Origin of the sequence: Streptomyces sp. NBC_01235 (assembly GCF_035989285.1) — a bacterium.
Lineage (GTDB): Bacteria > Actinomycetota > Actinomycetes > Streptomycetales > Streptomycetaceae > Streptomyces.
In genome coordinates this window covers 5,551,200-5,573,941 of sequence record NZ_CP108513.1, presented here as the reverse complement: position 1 = coordinate 5,573,941, position 22,742 = coordinate 5,551,200, and the positions used below count along the sequence as shown (strand labels likewise).

Annotated in this window: 18 protein-coding genes, 1 tRNA gene, 1 other RNA gene and 2 pseudogenes; 11 read left to right on the top strand and 11 right to left on the bottom strand. The window is 72.2% G+C overall.

Going from position 1 to position 22,742, the window contains the following annotated elements; translation table 11 throughout:
• Positions 1 to 183 precede the first annotated feature (183 nt).
• The gene (locus OG289_RS24770) at positions 184 to 1,563 is read right to left on the bottom strand and encodes an FAD-dependent oxidoreductase (RefSeq protein WP_327316222.1); all 1,380 of its coding nucleotides are present in this window, start codon (positions 1,561 to 1,563) and stop codon (positions 184 to 186) included.
• Between the two features lie 214 nt (positions 1,564 to 1,777).
• Here OG289_RS24770 and OG289_RS24765 point away from each other — a divergent pair, with 214 nt between their 5' ends.
• Positions 1,778 to 2,146: an ArsR/SmtB family transcription factor gene (locus OG289_RS24765; RefSeq protein WP_327316221.1), complete on the top strand. Its 369-nt coding sequence runs from the start codon at positions 1,778 to 1,780 to the stop codon at positions 2,144 to 2,146.
• Positions 2,147 to 2,224: 78 nt separating this feature from the next.
• On the opposite strand, the gene OG289_RS24760 is transcribed toward OG289_RS24765, so the two are convergent.
• The 3 genes from OG289_RS24760 to OG289_RS24750 are packed head-to-tail and all read right to left on the bottom strand — an operon-like array spanning position 2,225 to position 4,361.
• Entirely contained in the window at positions 2,225 to 3,292 is a 1,068-nt protein-coding gene (locus tag OG289_RS24760; protein ID WP_327316220.1) for an ArsO family NAD(P)H-dependent flavin-containing monooxygenase, read from the bottom strand.
• Entirely contained in the window at positions 3,289 to 4,056 is a 768-nt protein-coding gene (locus OG289_RS24755; RefSeq protein WP_327316219.1) for an MIP/aquaporin family protein, read from the bottom strand. Before OG289_RS24755 ends, OG289_RS24760 begins: the two co-directional genes overlap by 4 nt.
• On the bottom strand, positions 4,053 to 4,361 hold the full coding sequence (locus tag OG289_RS24750; protein WP_327316218.1) for an ArsR/SmtB family transcription factor: 309 nt from the start codon (positions 4,359 to 4,361) through the stop codon (positions 4,053 to 4,055). The genes OG289_RS24755 and OG289_RS24750 overlap by 4 nt, the downstream gene beginning before the upstream one ends.
• Before the next feature lie 91 nt (positions 4,362 to 4,452).
• On the opposite strand from OG289_RS24750, the gene OG289_RS24745 reads away from it, so the two are divergent.
• Together OG289_RS24745 and OG289_RS24740 are read left to right on the top strand one after the other, a co-directional pair.
• A complete protein-coding gene (locus OG289_RS24745; protein ID WP_327316217.1) occupies positions 4,453 to 4,866 on the top strand; it encodes an arsenate reductase ArsC in 414 nt (137 codons plus the stop codon).
• A gap of 318 nt (positions 4,867 to 5,184) precedes the next feature.
• Positions 5,185 to 5,964 carry a hypothetical protein gene (locus tag OG289_RS24740; protein WP_327316216.1) on the top strand — a complete coding sequence of 260 codons (780 nt, stop codon included), beginning with the start codon at positions 5,185 to 5,187 and terminating at the stop codon, positions 5,962 to 5,964.
• A 232-nt stretch (positions 5,965 to 6,196) separates the two neighbouring features.
• Here OG289_RS24740 and OG289_RS24735 read toward each other — a convergent pair.
• The 3 genes and pseudogenes from OG289_RS24735 to OG289_RS24725 form a co-directional block, all read right to left on the bottom strand.
• A pseudogene (locus OG289_RS24735) lies at positions 6,197 to 6,901 on the bottom strand (DUF234 domain-containing protein); the annotation flags it as partial.
• Between the two features lie 17 nt (positions 6,902 to 6,918).
• Entirely contained in the window at positions 6,919 to 7,926 is a 1,008-nt protein-coding gene (locus OG289_RS24730) for an ABC transporter permease (protein ID WP_327316215.1), read from the bottom strand.
• Between the two features lie 39 nt (positions 7,927 to 7,965).
• Positions 7,966 to 9,003 (bottom strand): substrate-binding domain-containing protein, encoded by a 1,038-nt coding sequence (locus OG289_RS24725; protein WP_327316214.1) that lies wholly within the window; start codon positions 9,001 to 9,003, stop codon positions 7,966 to 7,968.
• A gap of 387 nt (positions 9,004 to 9,390) precedes the next feature.
• Here OG289_RS24725 and OG289_RS24720 point away from each other — a divergent pair, with 387 nt between their 5' ends.
• The gene (locus tag OG289_RS24720) at positions 9,391 to 10,152 is read left to right on the top strand and encodes an ATP-binding cassette domain-containing protein (protein ID WP_327316213.1); all 762 of its coding nucleotides are present in this window, start codon (positions 9,391 to 9,393) and stop codon (positions 10,150 to 10,152) included.
• A gap of 285 nt (positions 10,153 to 10,437) precedes the next feature.
• Here the strand turns inward: OG289_RS24720 and OG289_RS24715 are convergent.
• The 3 genes and pseudogenes from OG289_RS24715 to OG289_RS24705 all read right to left on the bottom strand — a co-directional run bounded on the left by OG289_RS24715 (position 10,438) and on the right by OG289_RS24705 (position 12,393).
• A pseudogene (locus tag OG289_RS24715) lies at positions 10,438 to 11,773 on the bottom strand (FAD-dependent monooxygenase).
• A gap of 32 nt (positions 11,774 to 11,805) precedes the next feature.
• Entirely contained in the window at positions 11,806 to 11,988 is a 183-nt protein-coding gene (locus OG289_RS24710; protein WP_327316212.1) for an FAD-dependent monooxygenase, read from the bottom strand.
• A gap of 54 nt (positions 11,989 to 12,042) precedes the next feature.
• On the bottom strand, positions 12,043 to 12,393 hold the full coding sequence (locus OG289_RS24705) for a hypothetical protein (protein WP_327316211.1): 351 nt from the start codon (positions 12,391 to 12,393) through the stop codon (positions 12,043 to 12,045).
• A 73-nt stretch (positions 12,394 to 12,466) separates the two neighbouring features.
• Between OG289_RS24705 and OG289_RS24700 the strand changes: the two genes are divergently transcribed.
• A complete protein-coding gene (locus tag OG289_RS24700) occupies positions 12,467 to 12,763 on the top strand; it encodes a class I SAM-dependent methyltransferase (protein WP_327316210.1) in 297 nt (98 codons plus the stop codon).
• 67 nt (positions 12,764 to 12,830) lie between these two features.
• Here OG289_RS24700 and OG289_RS24695 read toward each other — a convergent pair.
• Positions 12,831 to 12,918, bottom strand: a tRNA-Ser gene (locus OG289_RS24695).
• A 71-nt stretch (positions 12,919 to 12,989) separates the two neighbouring features.
• On the opposite strand from OG289_RS24695, the gene ffs reads away from it, so the two are divergent.
• The 6 genes from ffs to OG289_RS24665 all read left to right on the top strand — a co-directional run bounded on the left by ffs (position 12,990) and on the right by OG289_RS24665 (position 22,725).
• Positions 12,990 to 13,088: signal recognition particle sRNA small type (gene ffs / locus OG289_RS24690), an RNA gene on the top strand.
• A gap of 139 nt (positions 13,089 to 13,227) precedes the next feature.
• Entirely contained in the window at positions 13,228 to 15,627 is a 2,400-nt protein-coding gene (locus OG289_RS24685) for a DNA polymerase III subunit gamma and tau (protein WP_327316209.1), read from the top strand.
• Between the two features lie 96 nt (positions 15,628 to 15,723).
• Positions 15,724 to 17,010, top strand: a complete 1,287-nt coding sequence (purD, locus tag OG289_RS24680; RefSeq protein ID WP_327316208.1) for a phosphoribosylamine--glycine ligase — start codon at positions 15,724 to 15,726, stop codon at positions 17,008 to 17,010.
• A 357-nt stretch (positions 17,011 to 17,367) separates the two neighbouring features.
• A complete protein-coding gene (locus OG289_RS24675) occupies positions 17,368 to 19,884 on the top strand; it encodes a hypothetical protein (protein ID WP_327320791.1) in 2,517 nt (838 codons plus the stop codon).
• A gap of 312 nt (positions 19,885 to 20,196) precedes the next feature.
• Positions 20,197 to 21,705 (top strand): N,N-dimethylformamidase beta subunit family domain-containing protein, encoded by a 1,509-nt coding sequence (locus tag OG289_RS24670; protein ID WP_327316207.1) that lies wholly within the window; start codon positions 20,197 to 20,199, stop codon positions 21,703 to 21,705.
• 120 nt (positions 21,706 to 21,825) lie between these two features.
• Positions 21,826 to 22,725: a phosphoribosylaminoimidazolesuccinocarboxamide synthase gene (locus OG289_RS24665; protein WP_327316206.1), complete on the top strand. Its 900-nt coding sequence runs from the start codon at positions 21,826 to 21,828 to the stop codon at positions 22,723 to 22,725.
• Positions 22,726 to 22,742 lie beyond the last annotated feature (17 nt).

Genomic DNA, 22,742 nt, shown 5'->3' with positions numbered 1-22,742 from the left:
TCCGGCCTCCGGGCAGGCGCTCCTACGGCCGAGGCTGCGGGCGCGGCGTTCACCGGCCGGCCGCAGCGAAGGAGAGAGACCCCATGAAGATGACCGGCAACACGATCCTGATCACCGGCGGCATCTCGGGCAGCGAGCTGTACGCCGGACGTGATGGCGAACCTCCTTGGCCGGGTGGGGAGTTCAGCAGCCGCCGGAGGCGGTGGCCGGGGTGCCGGCGCCGATCTGGAGGGTGGTGGGGGCGGCGCAGCAGCCGCCGCCGGCCTGCTCGGCGTTCTCCGGCTCGTCGAAGAGGCCCGCGCCGCCGCACACCCCCGTCTCCGGGAGGGTGAGTTCGACGCGCTCGGCGGCCTCCTGGTCGCCGGCGATCGCGGCGGCGATGGAGCGGACCTGCTCGTAGCCGGTCATGGCGAGGAAGGTGGGGGCGCGGCCGTAGGACTTCATGCCGACCAGGTAGACGCCCTGCTCCGGGTGGGAGAGCTCGTTCACGCCGTGCGGGTAGACCGTGCCGCAGGAGTGCACGTTCGGGTCGATCAGCGGGGCGAGGGAGGTCGGGGCCTGGAGGCGCTCGTCGAGGCCGAGGCGGAGTTCGGAGAGGAAGGACAGATCGGGGCGCAAGCCGGTGAGGACGATGATCTCGTCGACCGGGTCGAGGCGGCGGCCGTCCTCGGCGACGAGGACGAGCCGGTCGCCGTCGCGTTCCACAGCCTGTGTACGGAAGCCGGTGACCGCGCCGGCGTGGCCGACTTCGACGGCGGCCTTGGCGCGCAGGCCCAGTGCGCCGCGCGCGGGGAGCTGGTCGGCCTCGCCGCCTCCGTAGGTGTTCGCACCGATGCCGCGTCGCAGGATCCACACCGCGTGCGTCCCGTCCTCCTCCTTCGCCAGGTCGGCGAGGAGAGCGAGGGCGGTGAAGGCGGAGGCTCCGGAGCCGACGACGGCGGTGCGCCGGCCCGCGTATCGGGCGCGTACGGCCGGGTCCTTCAGGTCCGGTACGCGGTAGGAGATGCGGTCGGCGGCCGGCTTCTCGCCTAGGGCGGGCAGGCCGTCGGCGCCCATCGGACTCGGGACCGACCAGGTGCCGGAGGCGTCGATGACGGCGCGGGCGGTGATCCGCTCCTCGTGGCCGTCGGCGGACTGGATGTGCGCGGTGAAGGGCTGCTCGTCGCGGCCGGAGTCGACGATGCGGTCGCGGCCGGCGCGGGCGACGCCGGTCACCGTGGTGCCGTAGCGGACCTTGTCCCCGAGGACGTCGGCGAGGGGCTGAAGGTAGCGCTCGGCCCAGTCGCCGCCGGTCGGGTAGGCGGAGGCATCGGGCCGGACCCAGCCGGTCGGGGCGAGGAGCTTCTCGGCGGCCGGGTCGGTGACCTCGCCCCAGGTGGAGAACAGGCGGACGTGGGACCACTCGCGTACGGCGCTGCCCGCAGCCGGGCCTGCTTCCAGGACCAGGGGTTCGATGCCGCGCTCGACGAGATGGGCGGCGGCGGCCAGGCCGATCGGTCCGGCTCCGATGACCACGACGGGCAGCTGGTCGGTGGTGAGCACGCTGTCTTTGGACGCAGCCACGAGGTTCCCCTTTGTTTCGATATCCGTCGATCTCTTGCGCTGCCAGCATGGCATCTATATCGATAAGCGTCAACATAGACATTCATCGAATCATTGCGCTCGCGGGGTCGGCGGAGATGCGTGCCGGATCGCCCGGCGCCTGGCGGTGTGCATGGGTCGGGGCCGGGGCCGTGGACCCTGGCTGCTCTGGTTCGACGTATGTCAACATAGACGTATGTCGCACACCAAGGCGCTGCCGCTGCTGGAACCCGAGGTTGCCGAGGGTGTCGTGCCGTGCTGCCCGCCGCTCACCGAGCGGCCCCTGACGGCCGAGGAGGCCGAGCGGACTGCCGCGATGTTCAAGGCACTCGGCGACCCGGTCCGCCTGCGCCTGTTCTCGCTGGTCGCCTCGCACGAGGGCGGCGAGGCGTGCGTGTGCGACATCTCCGACGTCGGCGTCTCCCAGCCGACCGTCTCCCACCACCTGAAGAAGCTCAAGGAGGCGGGGCTGCTGACCTCCGAGCGGCGCGGCACGTGGGTGTACTACCGGGTGGAGCCGTCCGTCATGGCCGCCATGGGGCAGATGCTCGCGACCTGGGGCTGACCAGAGCGCCTTCCCGACTGCTCACCGTCGGCCGTTACGACCAGGCCGCCGAGGGCCGGGAACATCCACTTGCTGCCCTTACGGCGTTCCAGCCGCAAGCAGCGCACTGATCTCGCGGGCCGCGTCGCGGCTGGGGCGGCCGACGCCGATGAGGGTGGCGGAGGCGGGGCCGGTCCAGTCGCCGTAGCCGAGCAGGTGCAGGCGCGGCTCGTCCACCGCCCGGGTGCCCTCGGTGGCGATGTGGCCGCGTCGGCCGCGGAGTCGGAGAGGGGCGAGAGGGGACAGGGCGGGCCTGAAGCCCGTGCACCAGATGATCGCGTCGGCCTCGGCGCGGGTGCCGTCGGCCCACTCGACGCCACCAGGGTGGAGGCGGGTGAACATCGGGCTGCCCTTGAGCAGGCCGCGGTCGCGGGCCTCGCGTACGGGCGGTACGGCGACGATGTCCCCGAGGGACGCGACGCCCCCGGTGTCCGTGCGGCCCTCGTCCAGGGCGCGGCGGCGTGCGGTGGCCGCGTCGAACAGGGCGCGGCCGTCGATGTCGTCGGCGAGGAAGCGGGGAGGGCGCCGGGTGACCCAGGTCGGCTGGGCGTCGTAGGCGAGGTCGGCGGCGATCTGGGCGCCGGAGTTGCCCCCACCCACCACCATCACGCGTTGGCCTGCGAAGTCGGCGGGGCCGCGGTACTCCGCCGTGTGCAACTGGCGGCCCCCGAAGGCCTCCCGGCCGGGGACGGCCGGGAGGAAGGGCCGCCACCAGGTGCCGGTCGCGCTGATCGCGGCGCGGGTCTGCCAGGTGCCGGAGTCGGTCTCCACTCGCAGGAGCCCCCCGTCCCGGTGGACACCCAGGACGCGCACGGGCCGCTCGACGGGAAGCTCGTACCGCTTCTCGTAGTCGGCGAGGTACTCCACCACGTGCTGCGCGTCGGGGTAGGTCTCACCTGCCTGCGGTGGCATGAGACGGCCGGGCAGCGAGGAGTACGCGGCTGGGGAGAACAGGCGCAGCGAGTCCCAGGCGTGCTGCCAGGCGCCGCCCGGTGTGGTCTGGGCGTCGAGGATGACGAAGTCGAGGCCCAGGCGGCGCAGGTGGTAGCCGGCGGCGAGCCCGGCCTGGCCGCCGCCGATCACCACCACCTGCGTCCGGTGGCTCACTCGGCCGACCGTCCGGGCATGAAGATGAGGGCCACCAGGGCCAGTCCGACCACCCCGCCGACGAGTTGCATGCCGATGAAGCCCAGGACCGAGCCGGGCGCGATGCCCGCGAAGGTGTCGGTGAAGGCGCGGCCGACGGTCACCGCCGGGTTGGCGAAGGACGTGGACGAGGTGAACCAGTACGCGGCGCCGATGTAGGAGGCGACCGCGACGGGCGCGTACTGCAGGCGGTCGGCGCGGGCCAGGCCGAAGATCAGCAGGATCAGGCCGGCGGTGGCGACGACCTCGCCGAGGAGCAGGTGTCCGGCGGAGCGGTCGTGGGTGGACCACCTCACGAGGGGCTCGCCGAACATCGCGTCCGCCAGGATCGCGCCGGCGATCGCTCCCACGATCTGCGCGGGCAGGTACACCGCCACCTCGCGCGGGGTGACGCCGGCGCCTCCGCGGTGGGCGGTCCACCACTCGGCCAGCGTGACGACCGGGTTGAAGTGCGCGCCGGAGACCGGGCCGAGCAGGAGGATCAGGATGCCGAGGCCGAAGACGGTGGCCGTGGAGTTGGCCAGCAGTTGCAGGCCGACGTCCTTGGTCAGTTCGGTGGCCTGGATGCCGGAGCCGACCACGACCGCCACCAGCAGCGCCGTGCCTATGAGTTCGGCGGCGGCCCGGGCGACCAGCGGGGTGCGCGGCGGGGTGGCACCGGGCGCGGGCGCGACCGGCGAGGGTGTCGCGGACTCCGCGGTCCGGGCGGCTTCGGCGGGGGTCATGGGCAGGCCCTCTTGTTCTCGGCGGCGGTGCGTGCGGACTCGGCCAGGTCGGCGAACCGACCGGCGAGTGAGGCGATGACGTCCGGCTTGAGCCGGTAGTAGATGTACCGGCCGCATGGTTCCGTCTCGACGACCCCGGCCTCACGCAGCACCTTCAGGTGGTTGGAGAGGTTGGTCTGCCGGGCACCGGTCTCCTCCACCAGGTGGGTGGTGCACAGCGTCTCTTTGGCGAGCAAAGTCACTATTTGGAGCCTGAGCGGGTCGGCCAGAACCCGGATCAGATCAGTGTCGACTGACGTCATCATGGACTGATACTGTCACATCAGTGGTGGCTGACACCACCGGGTGCTGACATCATTCGCGCCTGATGTCGTCGTGAGACAAGAGAGACCTCTGATGTCCGACAAGCCCTCCGTGCTGTTCGTCTGTGTCCACAACGCCGGCCGTTCCCAGATGGCCGCCGCGTGGCTGACCCACCTGGCCGGGGACCGTGTCGAGGTCCGCTCCGCCGGCTCCGACCCGGGTGCCGGCGTCAACCCGGCCGCCGTCGAGGCCATGGCCGAGGTCGGCATCGACATCTCGGCCGAGGTCCCGAAGATCCTCACCGTGGACGCCGTCAGGGAGTCGGACGTCTGCATCACCATGGGCTGCGGTGACACCTGCCCCGTCTTCCCCGGCAAGCGGTACCTGGACTGGCAGCTGGAGGACCCGGCGGGCCAGGGCGTCGAGGCCGTCCGCCCGATCCGTGACGAGATCAAGGTGCTGGTCGAGGGCCTGATCAAGGAGATCGCGCCGGAGAGGACGGCGTGAGCGGCGGCGAGGTACGCAACGTCGTCGTCACAGGTTCCGGCCCCGCCGGACACACCGCCGCCCTCTGCACCGCCCGCGCCTCGGCTCCGGCTGCGCGGCGGACCCGGACGCCGAGCGTTACCTCGCCGACCTGACGGTGAGAGCGCCGTGCCAGCCTGTGCCCAGGCGCACCGCCAGAGCGTGTGGGCCGGTCGTCGGCGGGTGCGGGCCGAATGGCCCCGGGTGTCGGCCGGCCACCGGGGGGAGGCTGGCGAGCAGAGACACCGGCGGCCGCGGTCCCGCGGCCACCGACGGGGACCGGCCCCGGAGGCGATGACCATGATCCGCAGGCGTGCACATGTCGCTGCGGCGGCGGCCCTGGCCCTGGCGGGCGCCGTGGCCGTCGGTGGCTGCGGCGGGAACGGCAGCACCTCCACCGGTGGAGCCGCCATCCGCACCCCCTCGGTCTCGGCCAGCAGCACACCGAGCACCCCCGGCGACACCTCCACCCCGGCCGGCCCGACCAGCGGGTGGGGCCCCGACGTGTGGAGCGACAACGGCGGCTCCAGCATGATGGGCGGTGCCTCGGGTTCGTGGGGGCCCGGCATGATGGGCAACGGCATGATGGGCAACTGGTGGCTGGCGGGCGACGGCAACCGGGTGCAGACCCTTGACCGGGCCAGGAACCGGGCGGCAGCGTTCGCCGACCGGCTCGGCCTGAAGGTCGGCGAGATCATGCAGTTCTCCCGCAACTTCTACGCCGAACTGCAAACCACCGACGGCCACCCCGCCACCGAGGTCCTCGTCGACCCCGCCGACGGCGCCGCGCAGATCGAATACGGGCCCGCGATGATGTGGAACACCGACTACGGCATGCACTACGGCAGCCGGAGCACGGCCCGCATCTCGGCTGCGCAGGCCCGGAACATCGCCCAGCAGTGGCTCCACGGCCACGACAGCACACTGACCGCGGGCGACCCCGAGTCCTACCCCGGCTACTACACCCTGCACACCATGCGGTCGGGGAAGATCACCGGCATGCTGTCGGTCAACTCCTCCACCGGCCAGGTCTGGTACCACACCTGGCACGGCACCTACATCGCCACCAGCCGGCGGTGACCCACAGCCGGAGCTCCACCCCATCCGCGACGAGATCGAGCGCCGCGTCCGTGGCCTTCTCGACGACCTCGGTGTCCCGGCACAGCATTGACCGCGTCCCACGGCTCGCGCGAGATGCGGAGCAGATCACCTTCGCCGGCCCAGGTTTCCCGAGACCACGCACGACGGACGGCACCGGACGGAGGCGAAGGCGACCAGGACCGCAACCACAGGAGCCCGGCCCAGCCCCTGTTCACGTCCTGCGCCAGGCGCCGAGCAGCTCTTCGGGTCCGTACGCCGCTTGGGGCCCGGAACAGTTGGTCCCGTTACGTGAGACCGCCACGGGCGGTACCGGGTCGTCGGTGATCGCCGCCCGGTGTTTCTGTGGTGCGGCCAGGTCGTGGCTGTCGAAGGCGGAGTCCTCCAGCCACTTGACCGAGCCGAGGAAGAGCAGCTGCCTGGCCACGGGCTGCCGGTCGGCACCGACCAAGTCGATTTCGACGTCGTTGCTGCGGGTCCAGTAGCCGCCGATCGCCGGGGCGGCGGGCAGGAACTCGTCCGGCAGGAGGCGGGCGAGGGATTCCCGGACGAGGGGTTCGATCGCGCGTCCCCGCCAGCTCGTCCACCGCTCCTTGATCCGGCTCAGCGTGAGATCTCCCCGCATCCGCTCGATCTCCGCCATGTGCGGATCCAGGAACGCGAGCCAGAAGCGCAGGTAAGGGTCGGCCACTCGGTAGCGGCGTTCCTTCGAGGGCCGCAGCGAGAGGGGCAGTTCGGCGGCCACCACCCGTTTCTCGGTCAGGACATCCGTGGCCCGGGTGAGTGTGGTGTGGGCGATGCCGGCGGCGCGCGCGATGTTGGTGAAGGTTCGCTCCCCGCTTCCGCCGCCCGGCGGGCGTGGGGGCCTGTCCGCGGGTGTCTCCCGGTGCCGTGAGAGCGCTCTGTCGCTGGTCGGTGAGCGGTCGCGCGTCGGTGTCAGCGTGTGGTGCCTCTGCGCAGGACCTTGTCGACGGCGACCGTGACGACGACGAGGATCCCGGTTGCGACGTCCTGGTAGAGGCTGTCGATACCCGCCTGAGTGAGGCCGGAGCGGAGCACGGTGACGATGAGCGTTCCGACGAGCGTTCCGACGACGCTCCCCCGGCCGCCGAAGAGGCTGGTGCCGCCGATGACGACGGCCGTGATGCTCTCCAGATTCGCCGTCTGGTAGGAGTTGGGGTCGGCGTTGGGGATGCGGCCGAGGGCCTGCCAGGCGGCGATGCCGTAGAGGAGGCCGGCGGTGACGTAGACCGACAGGATCGCGCGCGGCACGTTGATGCCGGTCAGACGGGCGGACTCGGGTGCGTTGCCGACGGCGTAGATGTGCCGGCCCCAGGCCGTCTTGGCGAGCACGTACCAGAAGAACGCGTACAGACCCACGAGCAGGAACGTCCCCCAGGTGACGAGGACGCCGCCGAGGTGTTCGCCGTTCCCCCAGAAGAGAAGCAGATCGTCGGTCACCGGGTAGCTCCGGGAGTCGGAGTACAGCCTGCCCACGGCGTAGAGGACGGTCAGTGCACCCAGAGTCACGATGAAGGGGGGCAGGCTCAGCCGCGCCACGAGCAGGCCGTTGACCAGCCCGAGGAAGGTTGTCACGGCCAGGCCGAGCAGCAGCGCCACCGCGGGATCGTTCCCCTCGAAGACGAGCTTGGCCATGACGAGCGTGCCGAGGACCGCGATGGCCCCGTTCGCCAGGTCGATGCCCGCGGTGAGGATGATCAGGGTCTGGCCCAGTGCCAGCGTGCCGATCACGATGGACTGCTGCAGCACCAGGGAGAGGTTCCTCGGCGTCAGGAACGTGTCCGTCGTGAGCGAGAAGACCAGTACGGCGACGGCCAGGGCCGCGAGGGGGCCGACGGTAGGTGTCTGCAGGGCGTACCGCAGCGCATCCCGCAGGCCCCGCTCACTGTCGGCTGAGGGACTGGCGGTGACGGGAGATCTCATGATCTTTGCTGATCCCTTCGCCCGGTCGGCGCTTGAAGGTCACCCCCAGCAGTGCTGGAGTCCCCAGTCCGTGTTCCGGGACGCCAGTCCCCGCACCGGCTTGTCGGTGATGAGTTCCGTGCCCGTGTCCGTGAAGCCGGACGGTTTCTTCCCGTTCCTGGCGAAGTCGGGGACCGCGGCCACACCCAGTTCGGCCATCCTGACCGGGAACTGCATGACGGTGGCCGCGTACTTGCCGGATCTGACGTCGCGCACGCCGTCGCATCCGCCGTCGATGGAGCCGACGGTCACCTGCCGGGCGAGGCCGCGTGCTGCGAGAGCCGTGTAGGCGCCGTCGGCCACCGGCTCGTTGATGGTGTAGACCGAGTTCACCTCGCTCGTGCGCTGCAGCAGGTTCTCCATCGCGGCCTGCGCCCGGTTGCGGTCGCCATTGGTGATCGCCCGTCCGCGGATCACGGGTGAGTCGTTCTTGATCCCGAAGCCGCTGAGGAAGCCGTCGTGACGTTGTTTGCTGACCGTGGAGCCCTCCGTACCGTCGAGCATGAACAGCTTGGGGGCCCGGTCGGCGAGCCGTGTCCTGACGTAGGCGCCCAGGAGGCGTCCGGCCCCGAAGTTGTCGGTCGCGTACGTGGCGTCCACCGCGTCCGCCGGTTCCGTCGCGGTGTCCAGCGCGATCACCAGGATGCCCTGCCGGCGGGCCTCCGCGATGGCGCCCAGGATCCCCGTCGTGTTCGACGGTGTGATCAGGATTCCCTGCACATGGCGGGCGATGAGGCTCTCCACCGCGGCGACCTGGCCCTCGTTGTCTCCGTCGAACTTGCCGGACAGGGCGATGAGCTCGGCGTCGTTCTTCTTCGCCGCGCCCTCTGCGGCCTTGCGAAGAGTCACGAAGAACGGGTTGGTCTCGGTCTTGGTCACCAGACCGATCGTGACCTTCCGCGTCCCGTCGCCACCCGTGGAGTCCTGACTCCCGCCGCAGGCGGCGGCGCCGAGCAGCAGTGTTCCCACCAGGAGGAGCGTCGCCCCCTGGGAACGCCGTGGCCGGCTGTGCTTGCCGACGGTGTGGTGGTGTGCCATCGGTGACACCCTCCTCCGGCCGGGTTCAGCATCGTGAACTCCTGCGATCTACACCATGTGTCCAGATTGTCAATGCATATCGCACTATGCCACTTTGATCCCTTTTTCCGGGCTCGTCTGGCATCCGGCTCGGCGCTGGTGCCCGATCCGGCATCCCGAGCCCGCGGTGCGGTGTGCCGCCGTCGAGCAGGATGTGCGGCGCCTGGCCGCGCCGGTCGGAGGCTTCGTGGGTCCTGCGTTGCGTCCGACCCGTTGGGGACGAAAGATGGTGATCGGGACAGGGAGCCCCCTTGGTCCTGTCAAACGGTGGGCCGGACTCATCCGCCGCTGGGGCTCCACCGAGGCCGTGCGGCGTCACTGCGGTCGCGCGGAGAAGGTGAGGTTCGCGTGACTGGGCCGCCCCTGCTGGCGCTGCGCGGAATCTCCAAGCGGTTCGGCGCCGTCCAGGCCCTCAAGGACATTGATCTGGAGGTCCACGCGGGCGAGGTCGTCGCCCTTCTGGGTGACAACGGTGCCGGCAAGTCCACCCTCATCAGGGTCATCTCGGGTGTCGACCCCGCAGACAAGGGCGTCATCGAGTGGGAGGGGCAGGTCGTCCAGATCAAGACCCCCCGGATCGCCCAGCGGCTGGGCATCGCGACCGTGTACCAGGGCTTGGCGTTGTGCGACGACCTCGATGTTGCCGAGAACCTCTTCCTCGGGCGGGAGCGGCGGTGCCCCGGTGCCCGGGGCCGCCTGTTCCGGTTGATGGACGGCGGCGGCATGCGCAGGGAGGCACGCGGGCAGCTCGACGCACTGGGCATCCGCATCCCCGATGTGAGTGCTCCGGTCGCTTCACTGTCCGCGGGCCAACGGCAGACCGTCGCGATCTCCCGCGCGCTCCTCGGCCACCCGAAGGCCGTCCTCCTGGACGAGCCCACCGCGGCGCTCGGCGTCACACAGGCCGGCCACGTCCTCGACCTTGTCGACGAGCTCCGCGAGCGGGGCATCGGAGTGATCCTGATCAGCCACAACCTGGGAGATGTCAAGGCGGTCGCGGATGAGGCGGCGGTGCTGCGGCTCGGCTGCAACAACGGCTACTTCAATGTGCCGACCACCACGCAGGACCGGATCTTTTCCGCCATCGTCGGCGCCACGAGCAACGCCTGACTCTCACCGGAGTGCCCGCGCAGAGGCAGCACCGAGCCGCATGGCGGCAGCCGGATACGGGAGCCGGTGTGCTGGTCACGCAGTGGGCACAGCGGCTCTTGGACGACCCAGGCCAACCGCGGGTTGGCCTCGGAGCGGCCGTGCTGGTTCGCATATCTCGCGAGGTGCCCCACGAGATGGCACACCCGGGCATCCAGGCACCCGGCCCGGCCGCCGAGTCCTACGCGGGCGTCACGCCATGGATGCGGGAGAGAGCGAAGACGCGTTCCGCTCCGTACCGTTGCGTCATACCCGTCGCAGCCACCGGTCGAGGTAGACGCTCAGAGCGTCCGCACCGGCGCCGCGCGCGACATGGCCGAGGTAGCCGTCGGGGCGTACGAGTCCATGGGCAACGCCAGGCCAGGGGCTCTGCTCGCTCAGTCGGTGAACGGTGAGCACATCGGCACGGCCTGCCAGGAGCGGGGCGAGTCGCCCGTCGGGCCAGAGGTGCGGCGGCCCGGCCAGCAGCAGGTGCCAGCCCGGCCCGGCGGTCCGTGCCTGGAGCCCGCGCGGCAGGTCGGGCAGCCGGTCACCGGCACGTGGACCGCGCCCCGGAGGCCGCGAGCCCGAAGCGGAGGCAGGGCTGCGCCGGTAGTGGATGCCCAGCTCGGACACCGTACGGAAGACCCGCCCGCGCGGCCCGGTCGCACGCAGCGCCAACGGGGCCAGACGCGGTGCGAGTCGGGTGCGGGCGAAACGGATGACGGGGTTGCTGCTGGTGCCGATCGTGAACGCTCGGTCGGTGAAGCGCAGCACGCTGCTGCCGACCGGGGCACGCTCGGCCTCGTAGGTCTCCAGCAATTCCTCCGGGGCCTTTCGCCGGCACACGAGGGCGAGCTTCCAGCCCAGGTTGAGGGCGTCCTGGATGCCGGTGTTCATGCCTTGGGCGCCGGCCGGGCTGTGGAGGTGGCCGCGTCCCCGGCGAGGAAGAAGGGGCCCGAGCGGATGGGGGTGCCCCCGGTCGAGCGAAGCCGAGACTGGGGGAGGGCGGCGCCGCGGTTGTGGAGCCGGAAGTCGGTCATCCACACCGGGTCGCGCAACGCCGGCCGGTCGCCGGCGTATCGGGTAGTGATCTCCTGCAGGAGCTTGAGATTCACCTCAGGTCCCGGGGTACCCGGCGGCCGCATCGCGAGCAACCGCCGGGTGGCAGGCGAGCCCAGGGGGAAGAAGAACAGCATCCCGGCCCCCGTCATGTACGTGTGCACCGCCCCGGGCTCCAGCCCATCGACCTCCAGGTCGGCAAGCAGGAAGGTCTGCGGGTAGGCGAAACCCTCGAAGCCGATGCCCGCCTGGGCCCGCACCGTGCTGTGTGCACCGTCGCAGCCCACGTCGCCTCCACGGCCTCCTCGGTGCCGTCGCCGCGCCGGAGCCGACAGGTGACGGACGAGCCCGTGCGCTCCAGACGGACCAGCTCCGTGCCTCGCTCCACGTCCACGTCCTTGCCCCTCAGATGCTCCGAGAGGACGCTCTCGGTCTCCGCCTGTGAGAGGAACAACAGGAAGGGGTACGCGGTGTCGGCCAGCCCGATGTCGAACAGTGGAATCCGCACCACCCGCTGCGGCAGATGCATCCTCAGCTGCATTGCGGGGTTGCCGCGTCCGACCAGTTCGTCGGTCACCCCGAATGGGGCGAGCGCTTCAGGGTGCGTGGCTGGATGGCCGGCGCGCGCGACTCATGGGCCCGGTCCAGGGAGCGGTCGACGATCCGGAAAGTCGTCCCGTAGGTCTGCAGTTGCGCGGCGAGGGCGAGCCCGGTGGGTCCCGCACCGACCACGAGCACGTCCAAAGGAGCCGTCATGGATCCACGGTAGTGCTCGGCCGATTCGATGCTTCCCGGCCGTCGTACGGGCGATCACGGGGATGGGGGGCGACTCCTCCTGCTGAGCAGATACGGATTCCACCGCTGGCGCGGGTGGTGAGTGAGAAGGGCGTCGGCATGTCGGAGCACGAGCGGGAGCCGACCGAAGCCCAGCGCGAGCATGGGCAGCAGACATACGGCGAGCACCCCGGCATGTGCGGCGAGGAGCCGTCCGAACCGGCCGTCCACGCTGCCGAGGTGTTCCGGGCCGCCGGCGCCCGTGCAGTTCTGGAGCTGGGCGCCGGGCACGACCGCGATGCCCTGTTCTTCGCCCGCGAGGGCTTCACCGTGCCGGCCACCGGCTTCAGCCCGGTCGGCCTGGAACAGCTGCGCGAGGCCGCCCACGCTCAGGGCGTCGCCGAACGGGTCACCACTCAGGTGCAGGACGTCCGCCGGCCTCCCGCTCCCGGATGCCTCGGTGGACGCCGTCTCCGCTCACGTGTTGCTGTGCATGGCGCTCTCCACCCAGGAGATCCACGCCCTGGTCGCCGAGGTCCGCCGGGTGCTGCGGCCGGGCGGTGCTTTCGTCTACACGGTCCGGCACACCGGGGACGCGCCCTACCGGGCCGGTACGGGGCACGGTGACGACATCTGGGAGCACGGCCGCTTCGCCGTCCACTTCTTCCCCGCGGCTTGGTCGACCAGCTCGGCGAGGGCTGGAACCTTCAGGAGGTCCACGCCTTCGAGGAGGGCGGTCTGCCGCGGCGACAACTGAGACCACGCATGTCGAAGGGCCCCACCGCGAGCGGTGGGGCCCTTCGACATCGTGCCCGGTGAGGCACTGGCGGAGGATACGAGATTCGAACTCGTGAGGGGTTGCCCCCAACACGCTTTCCAAGCGTGCGCCCTAGGCCTCTAGGCGAATCCTCCGCCGCAAACAATACAAGACGTTGAGGAGTGCTCGCGAACTCGTTCCCCCCGCTCAGATCCTGTAGCCTGTGCGAAGCCCCTCACGCGGCGCTATCTGACTGAACTCCCCCAGGGCCGGAAGGCAGCAAGGGTAGGTTGGCTCTGGCGGGTGCGTGGGGGGCGCTTGCGTTTCCCGGGGGCCGGGGTCGGGGCGGCCGGTGGCCGAGATCCGCGGCCGGAGGTCGGTGGGCCGGTGTCGGCGGCCTGTGGCCCGTGGCGAGGGGGCGTGCGTGGGGCCCGATGTCAGTGGTCGCCTATAACCTCGTATGCGTGTCGTCTCTCGCGCTGTACCGCCGCTATCGCCCGGAGTCGTTCGCCGAGGTCATCGGGCAGGAGCATGTCACCGACCCGCTGCAGCAGGCGCTGCGGAACAACCGGGTCAATCACGCGTACCTGTTCAGCGGGCCGCGTGGGTGCGGGAAGACCACCAGCGCGCGGATTCTGGCCAGGTGCCTGAACTGCGAGCAGGGGCCCACGCCGACCCCCTGCGGGGAGTGCCAGTCCTGCCGCGATCTCGCGCGCAACGGGCCCGGTTCCATCGACGTCATCGAGATCGACGCCGCCTCCCACGGTGGTGTGGACGACGCCCGTGACCTGCGGGAGAAGGCCTTCTTCGGGCCCGCCGGAAGCCGCTACAAGATCTACATCATCGACGAGGCCCACATGGTCACGTCGGCCGGTTTCAACGCGCTCCTCAAGGTCGTCGAGGAGCCGCCGGAGCATCTGAAGTTCATCTTCGCGACCACGGAGCCGGAGAAGGTCATCGGGACCATCCGGTCGCGGACCCATCACTATCCTTTCCGGCTCGTGCCGCCGGGAACGTTGAGGGAGTACCTCGGCGAGGTGTGCCAGAAGGAAGGCATTCCCGTCGAGGACGGCGTGCTGCCGCTCGTCGTGCGTTCCGGTGCGGGGTCCGTGCGTGACTCCATGTCCGTCATGGACCAGCTCCTCGCGGGCGCGAGCGACGCCGGTGTGACGTATGCCATGGCCACCTCCCTGCTCGGCTACACGGAGGGCTCGCTGCTCGACTCCGTCGTCGAGGCCTTCGCCACCGGTGACGGTGCCGCCGCGTTCGAGGTCGTCGACCGGATCATCGAGGGGGGCAACGACCCGCGCCGCTTCGTCGCCGACCTGCTGGAGCGGCTGCGCGACCTCGTCATCCTCGCCGCCGTTCCCGACGCCGCCGAGAAGGGGCTCATCGACGCCCCGGTCGACGTCATCGAGCGGATGCAGGCCCAGGCCGGCGTCTTCGGTGCCGCCGAGCTCAGCCGTGCCGCCGACCTGGTCAACGAGGGCCTCACCGAGATGCGCGGCGCCACCTCGCCCCGTCTCCAGCTCGAGCTGATCTGCGCGCGGGTGATGCTGCCCGCCGCCTATGGAGACGAGCGGTCCGTCATGGCCCGCCTCGACCGCATCGAACGCGGCGTGAACTTCTCGCCGGGCGGCGGTATGCAGGGCGCACCCGCGATGCCCTCCGTGCCCGCGATGCCCGCGATGGGGTACGTGCCCGGGCCGGACGCGCACGGCGGCTCCGCCGTGGCCGGAGGCGCGCCCATTCCGCCTGGTGGCGGAGCTGCGGCGGCCCGCGCGGCGGTACGCGGACAGGGACCGGGGCAGGGCCAGGGGCAGAGCCCCGGGCAGGCACCGGGGCAGGCCGGGGGTGCGGCTGCGGCTGCGGCGGCCGCGTCGGCGCCTGTCCAGCCGCCCGTCGCTCCGCCCCCGGCCCCCCCGGCACACACCCCCGCTCCCGCAGCGGCCCCGCCCGCGGACGAGGCTCCCGCCGCGCCCCCGCAGGCCCCCGCCCAGCCCGCTCCCGGTGCCTGGCCCACCCCCACCGCGGCGGGCAGTGGGCGTCGGCCCGGCGGCTGGCCGACCGCCGCGCCCGCGGGCGGGGGCGGACGCCCGCCGACGACACCCGCCTCACCGTCGGCCGGAGCCCCGGCCGGACCCTCTGCTGCCGCCCAGGCGGCATCCCCCGCGCCCGCCGCTGCTTCCGCGTACGCGCCCCCGTCCGGCGGCCTCGACCCGCGCATGCTCTGGCCGAACATCCTTGAGGCGGTCAAGAACCGTCGCCGCTTCACCTGGATCCTGCTCAGTCAGAACGCCCACGTCGCGGGTTTCGACGGCACGACCCTCCAGCTCGGCTTCGCCAGCGCCGGCGCCCGCGACAACTTCGCGAGCAGCGGCAGCGAGGAGGTGCTGCGACAGGCGCTGTCCGAGCAGTTCAGCGTCCAGTGGAAGATCGACGCGATCATCGACCCGTCCGGCGGCTCCGCACCCCCGCCGCCCGGCGGTTTCGGCGGCGGTGGCAGTGGCCCCGGTGGCGGCGCCCCGGGTGGCTACGGCAACCCGGGTAACGCCGGTGGCTACGGCAATCCCGGCGGCGCCGGCGGCTACGGCGGTGGCGGTACGACGGCCCCTTCGGCCATGGCCACGGCCGCCCCCCCGGCCCCTCCCGCCCAGCACACGCCCCAGTCGGCGTCGTCGGCCTCCGCCCCCGCGGCCCCCGCCCCTGCCCCGCCCCGTCCTCCCGCTCCGGAGCCGGTGGCCCCCGAGGACGACACTCCCGAGGACGACGACCCGGACCTCAACGAGTCGGCCCTCTCGGGCTACGAACTGATCGTGCGCGAACTGGGAGCGACGGTGGTGGAGGAGTTCACCAACGAATGACACCCGGGCCGTTTGGAGGAACACACAGTGTCTCCGCGCCCCGGCCTTCGGAAGCCCGCACAAAGCGCCCCGGCCCCGGCCGGTTAGGCTGACCCCGTGAACGTCCTCGTCATCGGCAGCGGCGCCCGCGAACACGCCCTGTGCCGCTCACTGTCCCTCGACCCCGCCGTCACCGCGCTGCACTGCGCCCCCGGCAACGCCGGCATCGCCGAGGTCGCCGAGCTGCACCAGGTCGACGCCCTCGACGGCAAGGCCGTGTCCGCGCTGGCCGTCGAGCTCGGCGCCGAGCTGGTCGTCGTGGGCCCGGAGGCGCCCCTGGTCGCGGGGGTCGCCGACGCCGTGCGCGAGGCGGGCATCCCGGTGTTCGGCCCCTCGAAGGAGGCCGCCCAGCTGGAGGGCTCCAAGGCGTTCGCCAAGGACGTGATGGCCGCGGCCGGCGTGCCGACCGGCCGCTCCTACGTCTGCACCACCCCCGAGGAGGTCGCCGAGGCCCTCGACGCCTTCGGTGCGCCGTACGTCGTCAAGGACGACGGTCTGGCCGCCGGCAAGGGCGTCGTCGTCACGGACGACCTGGAGTCCGCCGCGGCGCACGCGGCCGCCTGTGTGGGGGCACCTCCCGCGCCGTCCGGGCAGCGGGGGAGGGTCGTCATCGAGGAGTTCCTCGACGGCCCGGAGGTCTCCCTCTTCGCGATCACCGACGGCGAGACCGTCGTCCCGCTCCAGCCCGCCCAGGACTTCAAGCGCGCGCTCGACGGCGACGAGGGCCCGAACACGGGCGGCATGGGCGCCTACTCGCCGCTGCCCTGGGCCGACCCGAAGCTGGTCGAGGAGATCCTGGAGACCGTTCTCCAGCCGACCGTCGACGAGATGCGCCGCCGCGGCACCCCCTTCTCCGGCCTGCTCTACGCCGGCCTCGCGATCACCGGCCGCGGGGTCCGTGTCATCGAGTTCAACGCTCGCTTCGGCGACCCGGAGACGCAGGTCGTCCTGGCCCGCCTGAAGACCCCGCTGGCCGGAGTGCTGAAGGCCGCGGCCACCGGCGACCTCGCCGACCTGCCGCCCCTGCGCTGGAGCGACGACTCGGCCGTCACCGTCGTCATCGCCTCGCACAACTACCCCGGCACCCCGCGCACCGGCGACCCGATCACCGGCCTCGCCGAGGTGGCCGCCGAAGACGCCCCGCACGCGTACGTCCTGCACGCCGGGACGAAGTACGACGACGAGACGGTCGTCAGCGCCGGTGGCCGTGTGCTGTCCGTCACCGCGACCGGCACCGACCTCGCCGAGGCCCGCGAGCGCGCGTACAAAGCGGTCGCGCGCATCGGTCTCGACGGTTCCCAGCACCGTACGGACATCGCTGCGAAGGCGGCGGCGGGCGCGTAACACGCGTCCCGCATACGCACCGGCGGGCGCGTCACGCGCGTCTCAGCAGATATCTCCCAGGCCCCGGGCCTCATGGAACTCCTCACGGAGGGCCCATGGAACCCGGGGCCTGATCGTTGCCCACAGTCGTTCACCTTTCCCCAAGGCCATTCCATCGAGTGAGCGCTGAGCTATCCGGCTGACGGGGGCCGGAGCGCCAACTAGGGTGCGGCGCAAGCGTCCCGGTACTCGTTCCGGCACTTGGCCCACCGGCATTGCGATGTCAGTGGTCGGTGCCACAGTGGGGGAGTGAGCACTGCGAAGACAGCCGGGGGAAACAGGACTGCAGGGAGGGGGTGAGGTCCGGTCGTGACCGGTATGGGTGTGGAGATGGGCGCACAGGCCGCGCGTGCCAGGGCGCTTGCCGTGCTGCGCATCCGCAGCCGGGCGCTCGCCGTCGCACTGCTGCCCGCGGCAGCCGCGGTGATCCTGCTCGCGGGCGGTTCCACCGGGCATTTCGTTGGCCAGGGCTGGGGCGCCGCCCGCTGGGCCATCTCCGTCGTCGCGGCCGTCGTGCTGCTCGCCGCCGGAGTCGTCGGCCTGGTCGTGGCGCGGGCCCGGCCCGCCGTCAGTCCCACGGTCGCGATCGCCGAGGAGTCGGCCCCCGACCTGTACCGGCTGGTCCGTGATCTCGCCGACCGCCTCGACGTTCCGGCGCCCTCCGCGATAGCGCTCACCCCGGACTGCGACAGCTGGCTGGAGGACCGCACGCACCCGGGCCACGGCCCGCCCCCGCCCCGCGACGGTGACGAGATAGCCGGCCCGGGCGGCTTCCACGGCCCCCTCCACCGTCGTACGACAGCGGCGCCGGTCCTCGTCATCGGCTCCCCGTTCCTGTGGTGGATGCGCGTCGGCGAGCTGCGCGCCGTCCTCGCCCCGGTCGTCGCCGGTACGGGACCTTCCGCGCACCCCGACATAGCGGCCGCCCGGCGCTTCGTGCGCGGACTGGACGCCGCGGTGGCCGGCTGCGCCTACCGGGGCAACCGGTATCCCGTGCTCCGCCCGGCCTGCTCGGGCATCGGCTGGGCCGCGCGTCTGATGCTGCGCGGCTGCCAGGTCCACGCCGCGGAGATGGAGCGGGGCGTGGCCGCCGCGGCGGCCGAGCGCGCACAGGCTGTGGATTACGGGCTGCGGATCGTCGCCCAGGAGCAGGTGGGCCTGGCGTACGCGGGCTGGGACCGGCTCCTGACGCGCGTGGCGCTGCCCGCCTGGCGGATGGGCCGCTGGCCCTCCCGGCTGGACGCGGGAGTCGTCGCCGCCCTCACCGAACTGTCCCGACGCGACCGCCTGGCCGAGGGCTTCGCCTCCCGCCTCGGTGAGCGGCCCGCCTGTGACCTGCTCGAGGAGCCCGGCAGCATCGACGAGGCCGCCTCGCTGCTCGCCGCCCGCCTCTTCCACGGTGGGCCCGCGGAGCCCGGCCCGGACTGGTCGCCGGTGGCCTGGGAGGACTACCCGGACGAGGTCGTCGACCGCAAGTGGCGCACCGACGCGGCCCGGCTCCACCGCGTCCTCGACGCCCTCGGCGTCCGCCGCACTCCCGACCCCACGACCACCACCCACCCCGGTGGCCCCACCCTGGCCCGAGTCCTGGACCACCTGACGGACAGGCCCCAGGCGGCGGAGCCCCACGCCCCCGACGGGACCCACGCCCCGGACGGGACCCACGCCCCGGACGGGACCCACGCCCCGGACGGGACCCACGCCCCGGACGGGACCCACGCCCCGGACGGGACCCACGCCCCGGACGGGACCCAGGTGGCGGGCGGGGCCCACGTCGCGGACATAGCCTGTCCGACGGACGCGGCCGCTCCCATGGAAACCCGCTGTCCGACGGGCACGGCCCCCCGGACGGACACACCGTGCCCGACGGGCACGGCCCCCCGGACGGACACACCGTGCCCGACGGGCACGGCCCCCCGGACGGACACACCGTGCCCGACGGGCACGGCCCCCCGGACGGACACACCGTGCCCGACGGGCACGCCGTACCCGACAGACATGGTTGTCCCCCCGGACCCGGCCGCCCCGTCGGACCCGCCCCAGTCGGCGGACCCGCTCCATCCGACGGGCCCGCTCCATCCGACGGGCCGACCCCAGTCGGCGGACCATCCCGAGTCGGCGGACCATCCCGAGTCGGGGGGCCACCCCGAGTCGGCAGGCGGCTCCCGCCTGACCAACGCGCCTCGTCCGGCGAACGCGACCCCTCCGACCCTCACACCCCCGCTGACGGAGTGGCCGAGCACTCCCTCCGCTCCCGAATCCGGACCGACGTCCTTCCGCTCCGCCCCATCCGCCCCCGCAGGAACATCAGCCACTCCTGCCCCGGAGGGATGTCCCGCCACCCCCGCCCCGGCGGCGTCCCACGCCTCAGCCGACCCCGACTTCACCGCCGACGGCGAGGACCCCCCGCCCGCCAACCCCCGCAGCGCCGCCCTGGCCGCTCGGCTCGGTGTCGAGGTCGGTCGGGAGGAGGCTGTGGCCGACGCAGCCGCGCCCCCCGCTCCGACGGGCCCCCCGCTGCCCGGGCAGGGCCCCGACATGGCCCTCTGGGACGACGACGCGCTCCCCCTGTTCCCACTCCAGCCCCCGCGCACCGACCGCGAGTTGCTCGCCGACCACGTCACGGCGATGGTCTGCTGCGCCGCGATGGACACAGTCGGCGCGACCCCGGGCCTCGACTGGCTCGACGGACCGACCCTCCTGGTCGACGGCGAACGTGTGGCCGACCTGGCCCCCCGCGTCCTCAGCCTCGTCGAGGACGGCGACGCGATCCCCCTGCGCACCTGGCTCGTGGAGCTGGGCATACGCCCGGAGAAGCCGGTACGGCTCGGCTGAGCGCGACGCACCGCGAAGCCACACCGCTGCCCGCGCACGTGTCCGCCCGCCCGCACCCTGCCCGCACCCGTGCCCACACGCGCCGCCCCCCGCCCGCCCCCGCCGAAGCACCAGCGAATACCTAACGGAGCACCAGATTCCACTTTTGGCCAATTCGCAACGAATAGTGACTGTCTGCGCGCGTTATGTGATGTGCTGGGACCGATACGGCCCATGGCAAGGGCTTGCGACATAGGACATGCGACATAGGACAGCGCGCACGGCCGTCACGTACGCACGAACCATCGCGGGGGCACAAGGGAGGGGAGCACCATGGGACCCGGACCAGGACCGGAGCACATCCGCCGATGGGAGTCGGGAGCGCTGGCCCACGCCGTGACGGACCCCTTCGGGCAGGGCCCCGTCCCGTGGCTGCGCGGCAGCGAGACGTATTTCGACGACACCGGCCACGTCGTCCCCTGGTACGTGGACCAGGCCCCCGCCCCCACCCGCCGGGGCACCCCCCGCGTCCCCGCCCCCCGGACCGCGGCAGGCGGCCCTCGCTCCGCCGACGACGTCGGCCGCCAGATCAAGGGCTTCATCTCCACCGGTGCCGTCGCCCCCGGCGACGCCGTCGACTTCCACGTCACGGTCGACCCGCCGCAGGAATTCAGCGTCGACATCTACCGCATAGGCCACTACGACGGCGACGGCGCCGCCAAGATCACCACCAGCCCGCGCCTCTCCGGCATCGTCCAGCCCCCGCCCCTGACCGCCGACCGCACGGTCTCCTGCCACCACTGGTGGCTCTCCTGGCGCCTACAGGTGCCGTCGTACTGGAACGTCGGCGCGTACGTCGCCGTTCTCACCACCGCCGACGGCTACCGCTCCCACGTCCCCTTCACGGTCCGCGACCAGCACCCCGCCGACCTGCTCCTGGTCCTTCCCGACGTCACCTGGCAGGCCTACAACCTCTACCCCGAGGACGGCCGCACCGGCGCCAGCCTCTACCACGCCTGGGACGAGAAGGGCCGCCTTCTCGGCGAGGCCGACGCCGCGACCACGGTCTCCTTCGACCGGCCCTACGCGGGCGCCGGCCTCCCCCTCCATGTCGGCCACGCCTACGACTTCATCCGCTGGGCCGAGCGCTACGGCTACGACCTCGCCTACGCAGACGCCCGCGACCTGCACGCCGGTCACATCGACCCCACCCGTTACCGCGGCCTGGTCTTCCCCGGCCACGACGAGTACTGGTCGACGAACATGCGCCGCACCGTGGAACTCGCCCGCGACAGCGGCATCTCGCTGGTGTTCCTGTCCGCGAACTCCCTGTACTGGCAGGTGGAGTTGGGGGCGTCCCCGTCCGGAGTGCCCGGCCGTCTGCTCACCTGCCGCAAGCGCAAGGGGCCCGGCAAGCCCGTCCTCTGGCGGGACATCGACCGCGCCGAGCAGCAGCTGGTCGGCATCCAGTACGCGGGCCGGGTGCCCGACCCGCACCCGCTGATCGTGCGCAACGCGACCCACTGGCTGTGGGAGGCGACCGGCGCACGCGAGGGCGACGGGATCGAGGACCTGGTCGCGGGCGAGGCCGACCGCTACTTCCCGCGCACGCCCCTCCCGCCCCACGAGGATCGCATCCTCCTCGCGCACTCCCCGTACACCGACAGCGAGGGCATCCTCCGCCACCAGGAGACCTCCCTCTACCGCGCCCCCTCCGGTGCCCTGGTCTTCGCCTCCGGAACCTTCGCCTGGTCCCCGGCCCTGGACCGCCCCGGCCATGTGGACCCCCGCATCCAACGCGCCACCGCCAACCTCCTGGACCGCATCTGCAAACGCGACTGACCCGCTGCCCACGGCCGGCCACCCATACGGGACAATCAAGGCCCTAGGCCCGCCCGTCTCCCACCACCACCCTGCTCGAGCCCTGCGGGCCCCTCTTGCTTCAAACCACGGGGAGGAACCGTGTCCGGATTCGTAGAGAAGCCCGAGCCCCTTCAGGTGCCGGGCCTGGTGCATCTGCACACCGGCAAGGTGCGCGAGCTGTACCAGAACGAGGCGGGCGACCTCGTGATGGTGGCCAGCGACCGTACGTCCGCCTTCGACTGGGTGCTGCCGACCGAGATCCCCGACAAGGGCCGCGTCCTCACCCAGCTCTCCCTGTGGTGGTTCGACCAGCTCTCCGACCTGGTCCCGAACCACGTCCTGAGCACGGAGCTGCCCGCCGGCGCCCCCGCCGACTGGGCCGGCCGCACGCTGATCTGCAAGTCGCTGCGCATGGTCCCCGTCGAGTGCGTGGCCCGCGGCTACCTCACCGGCTCGGGCCTCGCCGAGTACAAGGAGTCCCGCACGGTCTGCGGCCTCGCCCTTCCCGAGGGCCTGGTCGACGGCAGCGAGCTCCCGGCCCCGATCTTCACCCCCGCCACCAAGGCGGCCGTCGGCGAGCACGACGAGAACGTCTCCTACGAGGAGGTCGCCCGGCAGGTCGGCGCCGACACCGCCGCCCAGCTGCGCCAGGCGACCCTCGCCGTGTACGGCCGCGCCCGCGACATCGCCCGCGACCGGGGCATCATCCTCGCCGACACCAAGTTCGAGTTCGGCTACGAGGGCGAGAACCTGGTCGTCGCCGACGAGGTCCTCACCCCGGACTCCTCCCGCTTCTGGCCCGCCGACCAGTGGCAGCCCGGCCGCGCCCAGCCCTCGTACGACAAGCAGTTCGTGCGCGACTGGCTGACCTCGGCCGAGTCCGGCTGGGACCGCACGAGCGAGCAGCCCCCGCCGCCCCTTCCCCAGCACATCGTGGACGCGACCCGCGCGAAGTACATCGAGGCGTACGAACGTCTCACGGGCACCCGCTGGGCATGACGCGAAAGGCCCCGGTC